Below are 17118 nucleotides of genomic sequence, written 5' to 3'. Positions count from 1 at the left end.
CGGCTCCGTCAGGCAAACGATTTGAACAAGGGGTCTACCATGCGTTTGTCGCAACAAATCACAGGAAGCGCATCGTTGCTGGATGCAACGTCGGCCATTGCCAACTGGCGGGCGCTGACCCTGCTGGCAGGCAGCATCGCCGCCTCCATGCTGCTGGTCTGTCTGATGGCCATGACCGGTAGCGCCATCCTCGTGTTTCTGGGCGCCTTGCTCGCGCTTGCCGTGTTGTTCTACGGCGGCAACGCGGTCGGAATCGTGCTCATGGACGCCGCACGCGGCGAAGAACGGTTGTCGCTGGCCGATGCCGTTTTCCAGTCCCTCTTGACCGGTCATCGTCTGGTGCTGGTCATGTTGACGGGGTTGGCGGCCATGGTGTCGCTATTCGTCATCGTCGCCTTGCTGTTTCTGCTGTGCAAGATCCCGGTGCTGGGCCCGGTGGCGCTGGTCCTGGTGCTGCCCGCGAGCGCGCTGGCCTTGGGAACGCTGGGGTTCACTCTCGGCTATGTGTTCAATCCGCTGGCGGCGGCGTCGACCTGGGCCGGTTGCAGCGTGCGCGAGACGCTGATTTTTTTGCTGGCCGTCGCCCGCCAGCAATTGTTGACCGTGCTGGTGCGTAAAGTCTTGCTGATGCTGCTGGTCATCGTGATCGGCCTGTTTATCGGCATGGTCGTTTTACTCGGCTTGAGCTCCGTGAGCAGTATGGCGATCGGTATTATCGGGCGGGACCTGAATCCTGGCCTGGGTTTGATGAGCGGATTGCTGGGGATGGGGGGCGGCATGTCCGGGCATTTGATCGGGGCAGCGCTTGGCAGCGCCCTGCTGCTGGCTGCGGCGATGCTGATCCCCCTGCTTATCGCCATGCAGGGAGATTGTCTGATTTATTTGGGCCTTGTCGACGAATTGGACATCGGCAGCGCCGAGCGCGAGTTTGAAAGCGGCCAACAGCAACTGCAGCAGAAGCAGCACGAACTCCGTCAGCGGCTAGACGCGCGGCGCGACGGCGCCGCTGCGGAGTCGGCTGCCAGGGCGACGCCCGTCGCACCGAGGGTTGAATGTCCGCATTGTCATGCCGCACTGGAAGACGAGGACGATGCTTTCTGCGGTTATTGCGGGCATGAATTGAGGTAGGGTCATGCTACGATTCTGTACTCGCTGCGGCGCGGGCAACGATGAGGATGCCCGCTTTTGCGATGCCTGCGGCAAGCCTTTTGCGCCGCGCCGCCGCGCTCCCGTCGCGCCCGTCCGGGCGGCGGTGCGCCCCGTGCGCTATCTGGCCGGGGTGGCCGTGCTTGCGCTTGTTTGCGGTACGGGCTATTACCTGCTCGCGCCGCAGGCCCCCTCCGAGTCGGTGTTCGCGGCGGCCATCGACCGCTATGCGGCAGCTCACCCCGATGCCTTCCAGGACAAGGTGTGCCTGGGTAATTTTCCCTATGCTTCCAGTCCGGCACTCGTTCCGGTTTTCGACGAACGCAGCAATCGCTGGCTGTCCGTTCTAGTCAAAGCCGGGGTGTACGCCGCGCCCGATCGCGTGAGCAGCGGTCTGTTTTCTCTGCGTTTGCGCTATCGCTTGACCCCTGTGGGGCAGGCCGCGGTCAAGAACGGCAAGTTGTGTCTGGCGGCCGGGATTCATGTCACGCAGGTAGACGGGTTCAGCGCGCCTGAGGACATCGATGGAGTCAAGGTATCGCAGGCCCGTTATCGCTATGAGTTCAGGTCGCCGCAAGCCTGGCTGACGCCGGAGATCAAGGCGGCACGCGATAGCGGTGGCGAGGGCGATACGGGTACGAGCATGCTGATTCTCAAGGACAGGCGCTGGGTGGTTCCCGAGCCCGGCGAGCGCGAGCGCTTGTCGCACGCGGCTGAAGGCCGGGCGCTCGCTCAGCTGGGCAGTGAGGACGATGAGGGTGTGCGGGGTCCCTTCTCCTGGTTCAAGCGTCTGTTCGGCCCGTCCGAGCCGAGCGAAGCCGAGATATGGCAAGCCCTGGTGCGGGCTTTGCCGGTTTTGATTGTCGACAAGGACAGGTTTTCCAAAGTGTCCTGCGAGCGTCTTGGGGACAGCCCGCGTTATCGCTGCCGCATCCGTCTCGCCGATAGTCGCGATCAGGTCGTTCTGCGGCGCGGCGACGATGGCGAGTGGATTCTGCTGCAATAGGCGGTACGCGCTGCGGCAAATTGTCGCACTGCTGGGGCAGGGCTTTATTGCGAATGAGAATTGTTATAAATTGTGTCCTGCGTGATACGCCCGGCTCCGCACTGACGCGCAGCCGGCCCGACAGGACCAAAGATGAAAAGCCCGACCCTACGTTATGCCACTGCTGCCGCCTTGATGATCGTTGCCGGACAGGTATGGGCGCATGCCAAGCCGACGCGGCTGAATCCGCCGGCAGAGGCCGTTGTTCCGAGCGCCGATGAGGTGAGCATCGACTTCAGCGAAACGCTGGAGCCTGCCCTGAGCTCGATCGCCGTGCTCGCTGCCGACGGTAGGCAGGTGAGTCCCGCCCATGCCGACGTCGATGCGAAGAATGGCAAGACCCTGCATGTGGCGCTGCCTGTCCTTGCGCCAGGCCGCTATCAGGTGCAATGGGTGGCTGTGGCAACCGACGGCCATCGTACCCAGGGACAGTATGCCTTTACCGTGAAGTGATGGTTTCGATACAACCGTTGCCCAGACTGGCAGAGCGGCCTGGCCGCCGTTGTCGGTCTGACCCAGCGGGATTCGCCGGGCCGGATGGCCCGGGCTCTGCCGTAGTCGCCGGGAGCCAGCGCGTCCTTATATGCGTATTCTGCAGCGTGGGTCCACAGTGCGACTCACCCTGTTCGTGGCGCTAGCCCGGCCCGGTATTGCCCTGTCGCCGACTTGAAGCGTTGGCTTCGGCCGGCCCGACTCCTAGAATACAAAGATCTCCCGTGCGAGGTCTGTCTTGATGACGCTACGTTTGCGCGTGCTGCTATGCCTGTTTGCAGCCTGCGGCGCGCATGCCGCCGACGCACCGCTGTTCCCCTATCATTTGCCCTGGGATGACGCTTCGCTGAACCTCAGTAATCTGCATGCCTGGAATCCTGCGCCTGCCGGGCGTTCCGGTTTTGTCGGCGTCCGCAACGGGCATCTGTACGCCGAGGGCCGCCGCCTGCGCTTGCTGGGGGTCAACTGCGTATTCGGCGGCGCGCTGCCCGAGCATGACGTCGCCGAGCGCATCGCCGCGCGCATGGCCCGCTTCGGCATCAATGCCGTCCGCTTCCATCATATGGACACCCGGCCGGCTCCGGATGGCCTGCTGCTGGCGGACCGCCTGACCTTGGATCCGAAAGCACTCGACCGTCTCGACTACTTCATCGCGGCCCTGAAACGGGTGGGCATTTACAGCGATCTGAATCTGCATGTCGGTCGCAGCTATCCGGGGTTCGCACCCTGGAGCGACGCGCAAGGCAGGCCGCAGCCTCAGTACTGGAAGGGCGTCGACCTGTTCTACCCGCCCATGATCGCGATGCAGCGCGATTATGCCCGCACCCTGCTGTCGCATCGCAACCCGTATACCGGGCATCAATACCGCGACGAGCCCGCGCTGGCGCTGGTCGAGATCAATAATGAGGACGGTTTGATACGGGAGTGGCAGGATGGGGCGCTTGACCGTATGAGCGAGCCCTATCGTTCCGAATTAAGACAGCGCTGGAATCGCTGGCTGTCGGCGCATTACCGGTCGACCGCCGAGCTGGCCCGCGCCTGGAGCGCACGTGACGACGTGCAGGGAGACGAGCGCTTCGATACGGGTGGCAATGGCTGGAATCTGCAGGTGGTGGAGCCGGCGCGTGCGCGCCAGCAGACGGAGGGCGACGGCTCGCTGCGGGTGACGGTCGAGGCGACAGACAGCGAGAACTGGCATGTGCAGCTGCACCAGCTGCGGCAAAGCTTCGCGGCCGGGCAACCCTACACCTTGCGACTGCGGCTGCGTGCCGACCGTCCGCTGCGGGTGCGGCTGGCGGCGATGCAGGCGCACCCGCCCTGGCAGTCGCTGTGGCAAACGGCGGTGGATGTCGACACCCGATGGCGCGACTATCGTTTTACCTTTGCCCCCGTCGCTGGGGATGGTGTGGCGCGTTTTACGCTGGGCGGCCTCGGGGAACAGCGCTCCACCCTGTGGTTGGGCATGGCGAGCCTGAAGACAGGAGGGCGCCTGGGACTGCTGGCTGGCGAGTCGCTCGAGGGGAGCGGAGTCGACATCTTTGCGCGTGGCGACGAGGGCGCCCGCAGCGCGCAGGGGCAGCGCGACTGGTTACAGTTTCTATGGGACACAGAAACAGAATACTGGGATGGCATGCGTAATTTTCTGCGCCAGACCGTGGGCCTGCGTTCCTTGCTGATTGGAACGCAGGTCGGGTATAGCCCGGCCCCGATCCAGGCGCGGATGGATGTCGTGGATGGCCATGCTTACTGGCAGCATCCGCGCTTTCCCGGCCGGCCGTGGGATCCCGCAGACTGGAGTGTGGCCAATACGCCCATGGCGGGCATCGATGGCGGCGGCACCCTGGCCGACCTGGCTCTGCGTCGCATGGCCGGCAAGCCTTTTGTCGTCACCGAGTACAATCATCCCGCGCCGGGTGAGTTCGTCGCCGAGGGACTGCCGCTTCTGGCCGCCTATGCCGCCCTGCAGGACTGGGATGGCGTATTTGTTTTCGATTATGGTGCCGGCGATCACGATCCGGGTTTCATTGCTTCGTATTTCGACATTCAGGCCGATCCCGGCAAGATGAGTGCGCTGCCGGCCGCGGCCGCCTTGTTCCGGCGCGGTGACGTTGCGACGCCCGGGAGCGCGGGCGGCGCCTTACCTTCGCCCGCGGCCATGATCGAGGCCATGCGTGCCGGGAATACCATGCCGGCGGCGGATCAGTTTGGCACCGCGCGCAACGAAGCGCTGAGGCGGCCGGTCGCGCTCGGCAGCACGCCTGCCGGTCCGCGGCCGTTACCGGTGCGTGCGATCGGCGGGCAATTGGTATGGGGCGAGGACGGCCGGAAGACGGTCGTGATCGACACTCCGCGCAGCAAGGGATTGGTCGGTGCCGGATTGGGACGGGACGTCGATGCCGGCGGCGTGGGCTTGCGTCTGCTGCAGGCCCGCCACAATAGCGGCGTGCTGCTGGCCACACTGATGGACGGGCGTGACTTTTCGCACCCGGGCCGGGTTCTGCTGACGGCGATCGGAAGCGAGGAAAACAGCGGGCAGCGCTGGCTGGACGAGGCGCACACCACGCTCGGACGGCAATGGGGGCAGGCGCCGGTATGGGTCGAGGGTATTGCCGCCCGCATCGTATTGCCGGTCGCGGCGGCGCGGGTCGGCGCCTGGGCGCTCGACGAGCGCGGACAACGGCGGCAGGCCCTGCCGGTGGCTGGCGACCACGCGCATGCGGTATTCGAAACCAGCCCCGGCTACCGCGCTCTTTGGTATGAGCTTGAAATCCGCTGAGCGCGCTCAGCGGAGAGGTAAAAAAAACGCCGGTCTATCCGACCGGCGCCAGGGTGCTCGGGAATGAAAAGCGAGGAGTCGCTCAGTGACCGGCGATCGCGGCGGGGACCGCATCGCTGTCGGCGCCGAGGGCGGAGCGGATTTCGTCAGCTACCAGATCGGCCTCGGGTCCGAGAATGACCTGTACGCTGCCTGCTGCCGGTTTGACCACGCCGCGGGCGCCGAGGCCCTTGAGTGCGGATTCGTCGATCGCCGACGAATCGACGACGGCCAGGCGCAAGCGCGTCGTGCAGGCGTCGACCGATTTCAGGTTGGCCGCACCGCCGAGAGCCTCGATGAAGCCGCGCGCACGGCCGCTGGCGGTTGTGGCGGTGGACATGACTTGCTTCGTTTCTTCGCGCCCCAGGGTCGCCAGGTTGAACTTCTTGATGAAGAAGATGAACAAGACATAGTAGACGGCGAAATACGCGAGACCGACCGGGAGCATCAGCAGCGGGTTCTGGTCCTTGCCGAACGACAGCACATAGTCGAACAGGCCGGCCGAGAAGGTGAAGCCCATGCGGACATGGAGCAGATACATCAGCACCATCGAGATACCGGTCAGAACGGCGTGAATGCCGTACAGGGCGGGGGCCAGGAACATGAAGGCGAATTCGACCGGCTCGGTCACACCGGTCAGCATGGCGGTGAGTGCCATGGAGAACAGCATGCCGGCGACCATTTTCTTGTTTTCCGATTTTGCGCAGTGATACATCGCGAGGCAGGCGGCCGGCAGGCCGAACATCATGACCGGGAAGAAACCGGACATGAAGGCCCCGGCGCTCGGGTCGCCGGCGAAGAAGCGGCCGAGGTCGCCATGGGCAACCTTGCCTGCGGCGTCGGTGAAGTTACCGAACACGAACCAGACCATCGAATTGAGGATGTGGTGCAGGCCGGTCACGATCAACAGGCGGTTGAGTACGCCATAGACGAACAGCCCGGCGGCACCGGCGCCGATCAGCCATTTGCCGATCGCGTCGATGAAGTGCTGCACCGGCGGCCAGACAAAACCCAGCGCAATGCCGATGAACAGCATGCTGAAACCGGTGACGATGGGGACAAAGCGCTTGCCGCCGAAGAAGGCCAGCGAGCTGGGCAGCTTGATGTCCTTGTAGCGGTTGTACAGCCCGCCCGCGACCAGGCCGGACAGGATGCCGGAGAGCACCCCCATATTGATCTTGTCATCCATCGTCTTGAGGACGGCGGTGACGACCAGATAGCCGATGGCGCCCGCCAACCCGGCTGTGCCGTTGTTCTCCTTGGCGAAGCCGACAGCCACGCCGATGGCGAAGATCAGTGCCAGGTTGCCGAAAATGGCGTCGCCGGCCTGGGCCATGACGGCGATATTCAGCAAGTCGGGCTGACCCAGGCGCAGCAGCATGCCAGCCACCGGCAATACGGCGATAGGCAGCATCAGGGCACGGCCCAGTTGCTGTATGTTGGCAAATTTATTCGTACTCACGTCATCTCTCCTTAAAGTATGGGAGTGCCGGGCCCGCTGGGCGACGGCGCCTCATCTTTTGGCTATAGCGTTCCAACTTATGTCCACTGTGCATCGAAAACGTCTCGAAACCGTACGAGCGATACGGACTTGCCGGATCCAGGTGCGAACCGGTCGAGCGTGACCGGTACGGTGCCTTTGCTTGGCGGGGGGCGTCTCTTCTATGGAGCGCCTTCCCCGCCGGTCGAACTATCGGGCAGATCGCGAGGGTCCGGCCTGTTCGCGGTCTGTCATCGAATCCCGGCCCCCTGCGTCGGACGAGGGAGAGGGGGTCAATGCGTGCAGGTCACCTTGGCCAGGTGGCGCGGCATGTCCGGATTCAGGCCGCGTGCTTCGGCCAGTCTGGCCGCCATCAGATAGAAGCTCTGGATCGCCAGCAAGGGATCGAGCGCCTCGTCGTCCGAGGTGGCCAGGGTCAGGTCGCGGCTGGCGACGTCGTGCGGTGCGGCGAGCAGAACGCGGGCGCCACGGCCGCGCATTTCGTCGGCCAGAGCGACCAGACCGACCTGCTCGGGTCCGCGCGGAGCGAAGACGAGCAGCGGGTAGCCTTCATCGATCAGTGCCATCGGACCGTGCTTGATTTCGGCGCTGGAGAATGCTTCGGCCTGGATCGCGCAGGTCTCTTTGAACTTGAGTGCGGACTCGAGTGCCACGGCGAAACCCAAGCCGCGTCCGACGACCATGATGCGTTCGGCCGGTGCCAGGGTGTCGACGGCCAGGGACCAGTCCTGACGTGTCGCTTCGGTCAGTTTCTCGGGCAGGGTATCCAGCGCCGCCAGTAGCGGAGCGGAGTTTTCCCAGTGCGCGACCAGCCGGGCTACGGCCGACAGCGAGGTGATGTAGCTCTTGGTGGCGGCTACGCTTTTCTCTGCCCCCGCACATAGCGGGACGACCCAGTCGCAGGCATCGGCCAGCGGCGACTCGTGCTGATTGACCAGTGCGACCGTGCGTGCGCCGCCATGCCCCAGCGCGGACATGGTGTCGATCAGGTCGGGGCTGCGGCCCGACTGCGATACGGCGACCGCCAACTGGTTTTTCACATCCAGCGGCGCGTGGTGCAGCGTCATCAGCGACATCGGCAGCGACACCACCGGCACGCCAAGCCGCTGCATGGCCAGATAGGCAAAGTAGTTGGCGGCATGGTCGGAGCTGCCGCGGGCCACGGTCAGGGCCAGCTTGGGCGGCTGCAGGGCCAGCTCGCGGGCGAGCACCGCCAGCCCTTCGTCGGCATACATATGTTGTGCCGCAACCGCCTCGGGTGCAGACAGGGCTTCTTCAAGCATTAGCGAGGACATTCCGTTCTCCCTCCAGGTAAACGTCTATCAGATTCAATTCTTCGTCCATCACGACCACATCGGCCCAGGCGCCCTCGGCCAGGCGGCCGCGGTCGTTGATGCCCAGGTAGTCGGCCGGATAGCGGGACAAACGGTGCGAGGCATCTTCCAGCGGCAGGCCGATCGCCACCAGATTGCGCAAGGCCTGATCCATGGTTAGCGTGCTGCCGGCCAGAGTGCCGTCGCTCAGGCGTACGCCACCCATGCACTTGAACACAGGGTGCGAGCCGAGCTTGTATTCGCCATCGGGCATGCCGGCGGCGGCTGTCGAGTCGGTCACGCAATACAGATGCGGTATCGCACGCAGGGCGGTGTGGATGGCACCCGGGTGGACATGGAGGAGGTCCGGGATCAACTCGGCATAGTCCGCATGGGCGAGCGCCGCGCCGACCATGCCCGGTTCGCGGTGGTGCAAGCCGGTCATGGCGTTGTACAGGTGGGTGAAACCGGAGGCCCCGTTTGCCAGCGCTTCGACGCCATCTTCGTAGGAACCGAGGGTGTGACCAATCTGGACGCGTACGCCCGCTTCGGCCAGGGCGCGGATGACCGGCATATGGCCGGCGACTTCAGGGGCCAGTGTGATCAGGCGGATCGGGGCGAGCGAGCGCAGGTGCTCGATTTCTGCCAGCGTTGCGCGGCAGGCCTGATTGGGCTGGGCGCCGAGCTTGCCCGAATTGATGTAAGGACCTTCCAGATGGACGCCGAGCAAACGCGCGCTGCCTGGCTGGCGTTCGTGGCAGCAGCGGCCGATGTCGGCCAGCACGGCTTCGATTTCGGCGGTCGGGGCGGTCATGGTGGTCGCCAGCAGCGAGGTGGTGCCGAAGCGGGCGTGGGCTCTGGCCACTTTCAGCGCCGCCTGGCCGGCTTCCATGATGTCGGAGCCGCCCCCGCCATGGACGTGCAGATCGATGAATCCCGGCAGGATCACGCGCCGCGGCGCACCGCTTTGAGGCGAGCGCGTTTCGATATGCGCGATGCGCCCGTGCTCCAGTGTCATGCTGCCGTCCACCCAGCCCGCGGGGGTCAGGATACGGCCGTGTAATGTGGTGTGTTCCATCATCTTCTCAGCTCTGCGACAAAGTCGTAGTAATCATTGCGGCAGTAAGTGTCGGTCAGCTCTATTGCCGTGTTATCGACGGTGTAACCGATACGCGTCATCAGCAGCATGGCCTCGCCGGTGCGGATGCCGACCAGAGCCGCGAGCTCCGGCGAGGCGTTGACCGCTCGAATGTGCTGCAAGGCGCGCACGATGGAGTGCCCTTGCGCATCGAGGTGGGCGTACAGCGAATTGCCCACGGCCAGGGGGTCCGGCAGATAAGCGAGAGGCAGCGTGCTCTGTTCGATCGCCATGACGACTCCATCGGCCAGGCGTTGACGTTTCATATGCACGACCTGCGCGACGGGAGACAAACCCAGCTTGATGACTTCGTCGTGAGTGGGGATGCCGATCGAACGGTCGAGCCAGACCGAAGAGGGTTGAAAGCCCTTCATCTTCAGTGTTTCGGTAAAGCTGGTGAGTCGCGACAGGGGTTGCTCCAGCCGCGGGGTGATGAAGGTGCCGGAGCCGTGACGGCGACGGATCAAGCCTTGCTCCAGCAGGACATCCAGTGCCTTGCGAGCGGTGACGCGCGAGATGCCCAGTTCTTCCGAAAAGGTCCGCTCGGGAGGTAAGGCCTCATCGGCCTGCCACCAGCCGTCATTGATCGCATCGGCTAGCTTGCGGGCCAGCTGCAGATAAAGCGGCGTTGAGATTGCTTCTTCCGGTTTGAGTGCGAGCCAGCGGTTTTCCATGTGTCACTTTCGCCAAATACTACGCCCGAATTCGTGGCCCAGCGGGTCGTCCGCTGTGGCTGTTTCCGCAAAGTAATAGTAATTTAATACCACGTCAATACCAATATAGAACCACGTGTGGCGGATGGCCCTGTCTCTGTCGCTAAAATTTCATGGCATGTCTGCCGTTGGTAAGATGGAATATACAGAATAAAGTATCTTAAGCTTATGAAATATAACAATTACGAGCTGTCGTTCCGTCTTGATGTACCCGGCTTGCTGGGAATGAACGGGCGGCGCGGATCGGTAGATACAAATTGCCGACCAAATGCTCACGGCATTTCCATTTTGCGACAAATTGAATTGCAAATGGCATAATTGTGACAAATGGAAATGCCAAACTAAGGGGCCTGTGATATTTACCGGTATTCGTTGTAACATCCGCCAGTCTTGGGGCGCGATCGACGACAAACCGGACGTAGCAGAAGGAGGCATACAGGTGATTGCCATTCGCGGCGTGTGCGTGCGATGACTGACGTTTTACCCCCGGAGGTCTGTGCCGGTCTGCTGGGCGAGACACTGGATAGCATCCCCATTCGCGTGTTCTGGAAAGATCTTCAGCTGCGATTTCTCGGGTGCAATCTTTTGTTCGCCCGCGATGCGGGCTTGAGCCGGCCGGAGGATGTGATCGGCAAGACCGACTTCGATATGGTTTGGAGCGAGCTTGCCGGTGGGTATCGCGCGGCCGACCTGCAGGTCATGGAAACGGGCTTGCCGCGCCTGCGCCATGAAGAGCCCCATATCAGCACGACTGGAGAGGCGCGTTGGGTCCGCAGCTCCAGGGTTCCCTTGCGTGACGCCGAGCGGCGTGTGATCGGCGTGGCGGGCATCTACGAAGACATTACCGAATTCAAGCTGGCCGAAACCGCCCAACGGCGCATGACACGCGCGCTGCAGCTGGTGCGGAAATGCCATGCCCTGCAGGTGAGATCGGAATCCGAACGCGAGTTGCTGGTCGGCATCTGCAGGCTCACGGTCGAGGTTGGCGCCTATCGCATGGCCTGGGTCGGACTCGCGCGCGACGATGCCGACAAGAGCGTGCTGCCGGTGGCGGTGGCGGGGCTGGATGCCGGCTATCTGGAAGACGTTGCCGTTTCTTGGGCGGATACGCCGCACGGACAGGGGCCGACCGGAACGGCGATTCGTTGCGGGCGTACCGTCGTCAATCAGGATTATAGTCATAACGCAGAGGTGGCGCTGTGGCGCGAGGCGGCCCGGGTTCGAGGCTTCGAGTCGAGCATTGCGCTTCCGCTGCTCGTCGAGGGGCGCGTGCGCGCTGTTCTGACCCTGTACTCGCATGAGGTCGGCGCCTTCATTCCGGACGAGGTGTCCTTGCTGGAGGAACTGGCCGGCGACCTGGCCTTCGGTATCGCGACCTTGCGGGCCCGTGTCAGACACGACGCGGTGGAGAGGCGGCTCGCCTACCTCGCGCATTATGACCCCCTGACCGGCCTGCCCAATCGCTTGCAGCTCGGTGATCTGTTCGAGCAGGCGCGTGTGCGCGCACAAGAGGCGGGGCTGGGGCTGGGGCTGCTGTATCTGGATCTCGATAATTTCAAACAGATCAACGACAGCCTGGGGCATGGTTACGGCGACCGCCTGCTGGCCTGCGTTGCCGAGCGTCTGTGTCAATGTCTGGGCGCTGCCGATTCGATCACGCGTCAGGGCGGGGACGAGTTTGTGGTCTTGCTGGGCAATGTGGTCGACGCGAGTATGGTGGTGGAGTCTACCCAGCGCCTTATCGCGCGCTTCGAGGCGCCCTTTGTCCTTGATGGCCATCGCCTGCACGCGCCTTTCAGCGTCGGCGTCAGCCTGTTTCCAGAACATGGCAGCGAGTTTGCCTTGCTGCTCAAGCAGGCCGATACCGCGTTGCATCACGCCAAGGGGGCGGGGCGCAATACCTATCGGGTCTTTGCAGAGCAGATGTATAGCGATGCCATTGAGCAGATCCGGCTCCAGGACGCGTTGCGCAATGCGCTGGCGGCCGGGGATTTCGAGTTGCATTATCAGCCGCAGGTCGATGCCGTCAGCGGGCGCATCGTCGGCGTGGAGGCGTTGCTGCGCTGGCGACATGCTCGCGAGGGCTTGATCGGGCCGGCGGGATTCATCCCGGCGGCCGAGCATAGCGGATTGATCATTCCTCTCGGCGAGTGGGCGCTCAGGCAGGCCTGTCGTCAAGCGCAGGCATGGCGTGCCGCCGGCTTGCCTTTTCTCGTTATCGCGGTCAACGTGTCGGCGCTGCAATTCAATCGCGGCAATATCGTGGCGACGGTAGCGGCCGCGCTGGAGGCGGCGGGTCTTCCTGCCGAGTGTCTGGATCTGGAACTGACCGAATCGATACTGCTGCACGATATGGACCAGGTGTTGCCCACCCTGGGGCGCCTTAAGGCGCTCGGGGTCAAGCTGTCCATCGACGATTTTGGAACCGGCTATTCCAGTCTGGCCTATCTGCAGCGCTTCGCGGTCGACAAGATCAAGATCGACCAATCCTTCGTTCGCGACATGGGGGCAAAAAATGTAGCCATCGTGCGCGCCGTCGTCCAGCTTGGACACGCACTGGGGTTGACCGTGATCGCGGAGGGCGTCGAGAGTGGCGCCCAACTGGAGCAGTTGCGCCGCGATGGCTGCAACGAAATCCAGGGCTATCTGATCAGCCGTCCCTTGAGTGCCGGGGATTTTGTAGAGTACTGGCGCCGTTCCTTGGCGCAGCCCTTGCGCGGGGCCTCGGCGGCCGGGCATTTTCAGCCCTGTGGCGGCCAGTGCTCGAACGATGAAATCGGCGAGGACGCGCGCGACATGAGGAAAGCCGGTGAAGCTCGCCAGGACGGCTGGCCGATGGCGGCCGGCCGGATTGCATACCCGGAACAGGGGGGCCATGTCCGCGATGCCGTCGGCGTCGCCCATGATTCCGGGGCGGTCGCACCGTCCTTGCCCGGAAACGGCCAGCCGTCGTCGTGACGTTGCCGCAGCGCGATCCGGCGGAAGAAGCCCGGTTGCAAACGGGGGGACGATGCCGTCCTTTGGGAACATCAACCGCGGCACCGCCGCAGCGGCCCGCCTCTTCGCGCACAAGAGAGCGGCCCGGTGTGTCGGCCGGATGAATCAGGGTCGTTTCCGCTTCGAACAGGGCGAGGACCTGCTCCTGGTCGGAGGCATCGACCCGCGCCGCGATGGCCTCGAGGGCCTTCGCCTGATCGGCCCCCGATGCCGGGGGCGAAACATCATGCCAGCCGACGCCGACATCGGCGCAAGCCTGTGCTCAGTCGCGCCAGGCGATGGCTTCCACTTCGACCAGCACGCCGCGCGGAAGGTCTTTTACCGAGAAGCAGGAGCGTGCCGGCGCTTCACTGGCGAAGTACTCGGCGTAGACTGAATTGAAGGCGGCGAAGTCGGCCATCTCGGATAAGTAGCAAGTGGTTTTCAGTACCTGGGCCGTCGAACTGCCGCCGGCTTGCAACACGGCCTTGAGGTTTTCCAGCGCCTGCCGCGATTGGGCCTCTATGCCGCCGGCGACCACCTGCCCGCTGACAGGGTCGAGCGGAATCTGACCCGAGGTGAATACCAGTTTGCCGAAGGCGGTGCCTTGCGAATACGGGCCGATCGCGCTCGGAGCGGCGGCGGTGGACAGTATGTCTTTCATTGCGATGCTTTCAAGTTTCGTGGACGAAATCGACGCCGCCTCGCGGGCGGCGCCAGCGGAAACGGCCCGCTCGCCGCACCGGGCGCGGCGGCGGGAGGAGGCGGGCATGCTTAGTCCCGGCCTTGTTTCAGATAGCGGTAGAGCGTGGGTTCCGAAATATCGAGGGCGGCGGCAGCCTTGCCGACGAAACCGCGGATGGAGAACAGGCCGCGCGAGTTCAGCTCGCCGACCGCCTGCGCCTTTTCTTCCGGCGACATGCGCGCGGGATCGACTCCATAGCGGTGGAGTACGCTGTGCATGAACTCGACGCCCACATCGTCGACCGAGCCCGCCAGGACTTCTTGTGGCGGCTGATTCGATAGATCGGTCGGCAGCAGCGCCTGCACGGCTTCCATTGCACGCTGGTAGCGGCTGTCGTCCGAGTTCACGCACAGCATGGCGACGACTTTGCCGCTGTCATCTTTCATGACAAGCGTCGACGAGCGTAACAGATTCCCGCGCGCGGTCTTGCTGCGGTAGTTGAGACGGTAGTTTTCCCTGTCCTTGCCCATGCACTCCTGCGCCATGCGCAGCGCCAGATCGGTCGCCGGAGCCCCTACGCCGCGGCCGGACAGGTGGCCGTTGCGAATGACCTTGAGCGAAGCGGACAGGTCGGACAAGTCGTGCACGGCGACTTCGCTGTCCTGGCCGAGCAGGGCGGCGACAAAGTCGGCCAGCGCCTCGGCATCGATACGCAATTCCATAAGGGTTTGCCATAAAATTTATCGCACTGACAGTTTATCGATCAAGCGCCGCGGCGTCATCCCTTTGGCCGGAGCGGTTTGATGCATGTCAACGGCACTCCCGGCGCGCCGACAGGCTTCAGCCGGTGAAAGGCAGGGCGAGCAGGCGCTCGAACGCGTCCCGGCTCGCCTCGTCCTCCGGTACATAGACCAGCAGGCGGTCGCCGTTTTTCGGAGCCGACCACCAGTTGGTCTGGTGCATGCGCATTTCCCCGACGCGGTCGTTATGGAAGCGTTTGATGTAGTTCTCTATGCCACGGACTTCATAGCGTTGCCAGATCTGGCTGAACTCGGGCGATACGTCGAAATAGCGCTGCAACTGCTCTTCCCATGCCGGTTCGCCCATGTGATCGGCCATCGAGGCACGGAAGAAGGCCACCATGCGCGGCATGATTTCGTCCCAGTCGGTCATGCAGGCGCGCCAGTTGGCATCGGTCAGCGCCAGATAGATGCAATTGCGATCACGGCGGGCGATGCGCTCGAGGTCGACGCCGACCAGACGGCAATAAGCGGGGGTGAAGCCGAGAATATCAAAGCGTGCGTTCTGAATCAGCGCAGGCAAGGGGTCCAGGTGCTCAAGCACGGCCTGGCTGGCGGCGCCCAGATGTTCGCAGCTCGGGCCCTGGCGGGGGAAGGCGTCGCTCATGCCGGCCAGTATGAACAGATGACGTGTCTCTGCCTCGCTGCATTGCAGAGCGCGGGCAATCGCCCCGAGCACCTGGGCCGAGGCCTGGATCGGGCGTCCCTGTTCCAGCCAGGTGTACCAGGTGACGCCGACGTCGGCGAGCTGGGCGACTTCTTCGCGACGCAGGCCGGGCGTGCGGCGACGCCCGGTGCGCGGAAGGCCGAGCCGCTGCGGATCGAGACTTTCACGCCGCGCGCGCAGGAACATGCCGAGCTCTCGCACCCGTTGCGGCTCAAGTATCTGCGGTTTTGCGGCGACGGGTATTTCCTGGCGCGGCGTATTCATGCTGAGTTCCTCCGAAGTCAACCGGGTGCTGTTTATACCAGGATAAACAAGAACTGGTACCCGGTTAACGTTGTCAGCATACTCCGACTCAATTCCTCTTTTTGCAAGGAAATTCGCTATGGTCGCTGACACCGCATCCCCGCGCCTGAGTCGTGCCGGTCTCTATGTCTTGTTGTCCGGACAGCTGCTGCCGATGATCGACTTTTCGATCGTCAATGTCGCTCTGGATTCCATCTCGCGCTCGCTGAAAGCCTCGCATACCCAGCTGGAACTGATCGTCGCGGTATACGGGGTCGCCTTCGCCGTCTGCCTGGCGATGGGGGGACGGCTGGGGGACAACCATGGCCGTCGTCGCCTGTTCGGCTGGGGTGTGGCCTTGTTTGCCGTCGCATCGTTGCTGTGCGGCCTTTCCGCTGCCGTCTGGCAGCTGCTGCTCGCGCGGGTGATGCAGGGCATCGCGGCGGCACTGATCGTACCGCAAATTCTGGCGACGCTACATGTCGGTCTGGAGGGGCGCGAGCGCGCCCGGGCACTGGGACTGTATGGTGCCATCGGCGGCCTGGCTTTCATCGTCGGTCAGGTCCTTGGCGGTTTTCTGGTGTCGTCCGATATTGCGGGGCAGGGCTGGCGCAGCGTTTTCTTGATCAATCTGCCTATCTGCCTTGCCGTCCTGTGCCGCATGGGGAGCCGGGTGCCGGAAACACGGCGCGCCAACGCGGTCAGTGTCGATGTCCCCGGCACCGTCATTCTGGCGCTGTTGATCGCCTGCCTGCTGTTGCCGCTGGCGCTCGGACCCTCCCTGCATTGGTCCTGGCCCTGCCTGGCCGAGCTTGCGGCGGTGCCTGCCTTGGCTATCGTTCTGTTCAACGTCGAATTGCGACAAGAGGCGCGAGGCCGTCATCCTCTGCTGCCGCCGGCGCTGCTGCGTCTGGCCAGCGCCCGCTTCGGCCTGCTGATTGCGGTGCTGTTTTTTTCTTGCTGGAGCGGCTTCATGTTCGTGGTGGCCCTGTTGCTGCAGGCGGGGGCCGGCCTGTCGGCGCTGTCTGCGGGTAACGCTTTTATTGCGCTTGGGGCCTCTTATTTTGTGTCTTCCCTGCTGAGTACGCGTCTTGTCGCTCGCATCGGCATGGTGCCGGCCCTGCTTTGGGGGTGTGCGATCCAGATGAGTGGCCTGCTCGGGCTCATGCTGACTCTGCGCTGGGTGTGGCCGCATCCCGGGATACTCAATCTGGCGCCGGCGACGGTGCTGATCGGTTGGGGGCAGGCCCTGATTGTCAGCAGTTTCTTCCGCATCGGCCTGTCGGACATGTCTGCCGACCAGGCGGGCGCGGGCAGCTCCATGCTGGCCACCGTGCAGCAGGCTTCGTTCGGGCTGGGTTCGGCCCTGCTCGGTGCGGTGTTCGCACAGGCCTTGCACGCCTCGGGAAGCTACCTCGAAGCCGTCGTGACGGCCCTGTCTGCCGAGTTTGCTCTGATGGGGGTGCTGGTGTGCGCGGCGCTGGCCTATCGACGTGGCTGGCTAGGACTGCATCGGGCGACATGTGCGGCGGAGGCATGAGGCTC

The 17118-nt window shown here is 63.8% G+C and carries 13 protein-coding genes; 6 read left to right on the top strand and 7 right to left on the bottom strand.

What is annotated here, in order from left to right; genetic code table 11:
- Positions 1 to 39 precede the first annotated feature (39 nt).
- The 4 genes from G520_RS0103935 to G520_RS0103920 all read left to right on the top strand — a co-directional run bounded on the left by G520_RS0103935 (position 40) and on the right by G520_RS0103920 (position 5459).
- Positions 40 to 1128, top strand: coding sequence for a zinc ribbon domain-containing protein (locus G520_RS0103935; RefSeq protein ID WP_156876867.1), 1089 nt, complete (start codon positions 40 to 42; stop codon positions 1126 to 1128).
- Between the two features lie 4 nt (positions 1129 to 1132).
- Entirely contained in the window at positions 1133 to 2152 is a 1020-nt protein-coding gene (locus G520_RS0103930; RefSeq protein WP_028534509.1) for a zinc ribbon domain-containing protein, read from the top strand.
- A 132-nt stretch (positions 2153 to 2284) separates the two neighbouring features.
- Positions 2285 to 2644 carry a copper resistance protein CopC gene (locus G520_RS0103925; protein ID WP_028534508.1) on the top strand — a complete coding sequence of 120 codons (360 nt, stop codon included), beginning with the start codon at positions 2285 to 2287 and terminating at the stop codon, positions 2642 to 2644.
- Positions 2645 to 2924: 280 nt separating this feature from the next.
- Entirely contained in the window at positions 2925 to 5459 is a 2535-nt protein-coding gene (locus G520_RS0103920) for a carbohydrate binding domain-containing protein (RefSeq protein ID WP_028534507.1), read from the top strand.
- An 82-nt stretch (positions 5460 to 5541) separates the two neighbouring features.
- Here G520_RS0103920 and nagE read toward each other — a convergent pair whose 3' ends face one another.
- From nagE to G520_RS0103900, 4 genes are all read right to left on the bottom strand, one after another.
- A complete protein-coding gene (nagE, locus tag G520_RS21460; RefSeq protein ID WP_084637454.1) occupies positions 5542 to 6960 on the bottom strand; it encodes an N-acetylglucosamine-specific PTS transporter subunit IIBC in 1419 nt (472 codons plus the stop codon).
- A 311-nt stretch (positions 6961 to 7271) separates the two neighbouring features.
- Positions 7272 to 8294 carry an SIS domain-containing protein gene (locus tag G520_RS0103910; RefSeq protein WP_036665179.1) on the bottom strand — a complete coding sequence of 341 codons (1023 nt, stop codon included), beginning with the start codon at positions 8292 to 8294 and terminating at the stop codon, positions 7272 to 7274.
- Positions 8275 to 9393, bottom strand: a complete 1119-nt coding sequence (gene nagA / locus G520_RS0103905) for an N-acetylglucosamine-6-phosphate deacetylase (RefSeq protein WP_036665316.1) — start codon at positions 9391 to 9393, stop codon at positions 8275 to 8277. Before nagA ends, G520_RS0103910 begins: the two co-directional genes overlap by 20 nt.
- Positions 9390 to 10124 (bottom strand): GntR family transcriptional regulator, encoded by a 735-nt coding sequence (locus G520_RS0103900; RefSeq protein ID WP_028534504.1) that lies wholly within the window; start codon positions 10122 to 10124, stop codon positions 9390 to 9392. Before G520_RS0103900 ends, nagA begins: the two co-directional genes overlap by 4 nt.
- Before the next feature lie 507 nt (positions 10125 to 10631).
- Here G520_RS0103900 and G520_RS21455 point away from each other — a divergent pair.
- Positions 10632 to 13121, top strand: a complete 2490-nt coding sequence (locus tag G520_RS21455) for a sensor domain-containing protein (protein WP_156876866.1) — start codon at positions 10632 to 10634, stop codon at positions 13119 to 13121.
- 301 nt (positions 13122 to 13422) lie between these two features.
- Here the strand turns inward: G520_RS21455 and G520_RS0103890 are convergent, their stop codons facing one another.
- From G520_RS0103890 to G520_RS0103880, 3 genes are all read right to left on the bottom strand, one after another.
- On the bottom strand, positions 13423 to 13803 hold the full coding sequence (locus G520_RS0103890; protein ID WP_028534503.1) for a RidA family protein: 381 nt from the start codon (positions 13801 to 13803) through the stop codon (positions 13423 to 13425).
- Positions 13804 to 13913: 110 nt separating this feature from the next.
- Complete coding sequence (locus G520_RS0103885; protein ID WP_028534502.1) at positions 13914 to 14546, bottom strand: helix-turn-helix transcriptional regulator; 633 nt, start codon at positions 14544 to 14546, stop codon at positions 13914 to 13916.
- Positions 14547 to 14664: 118 nt separating this feature from the next.
- Positions 14665 to 15555, bottom strand: coding sequence for a helix-turn-helix transcriptional regulator (locus tag G520_RS0103880; protein ID WP_084637453.1), 891 nt, complete (start codon positions 15553 to 15555; stop codon positions 14665 to 14667).
- 118 nt (positions 15556 to 15673) lie between these two features.
- Here G520_RS0103880 and G520_RS21450 point away from each other — a divergent pair, with 118 nt between their 5' ends.
- Entirely contained in the window at positions 15674 to 17113 is a 1440-nt protein-coding gene (locus G520_RS21450; protein ID WP_051228977.1) for an MFS transporter, read from the top strand.
- Positions 17114 to 17118 lie beyond the last annotated feature (5 nt).

It is taken from the genome of Paludibacterium yongneupense DSM 18731, from assembly GCF_000422925.1.
Taxonomy (GTDB): domain Bacteria; phylum Pseudomonadota; class Gammaproteobacteria; order Burkholderiales; family Chromobacteriaceae; genus Paludibacterium; species Paludibacterium yongneupense.
Note: the sequence above shows the minus strand (reverse complement) of the source record. Positions and strands in the feature narration are given on the sequence as shown.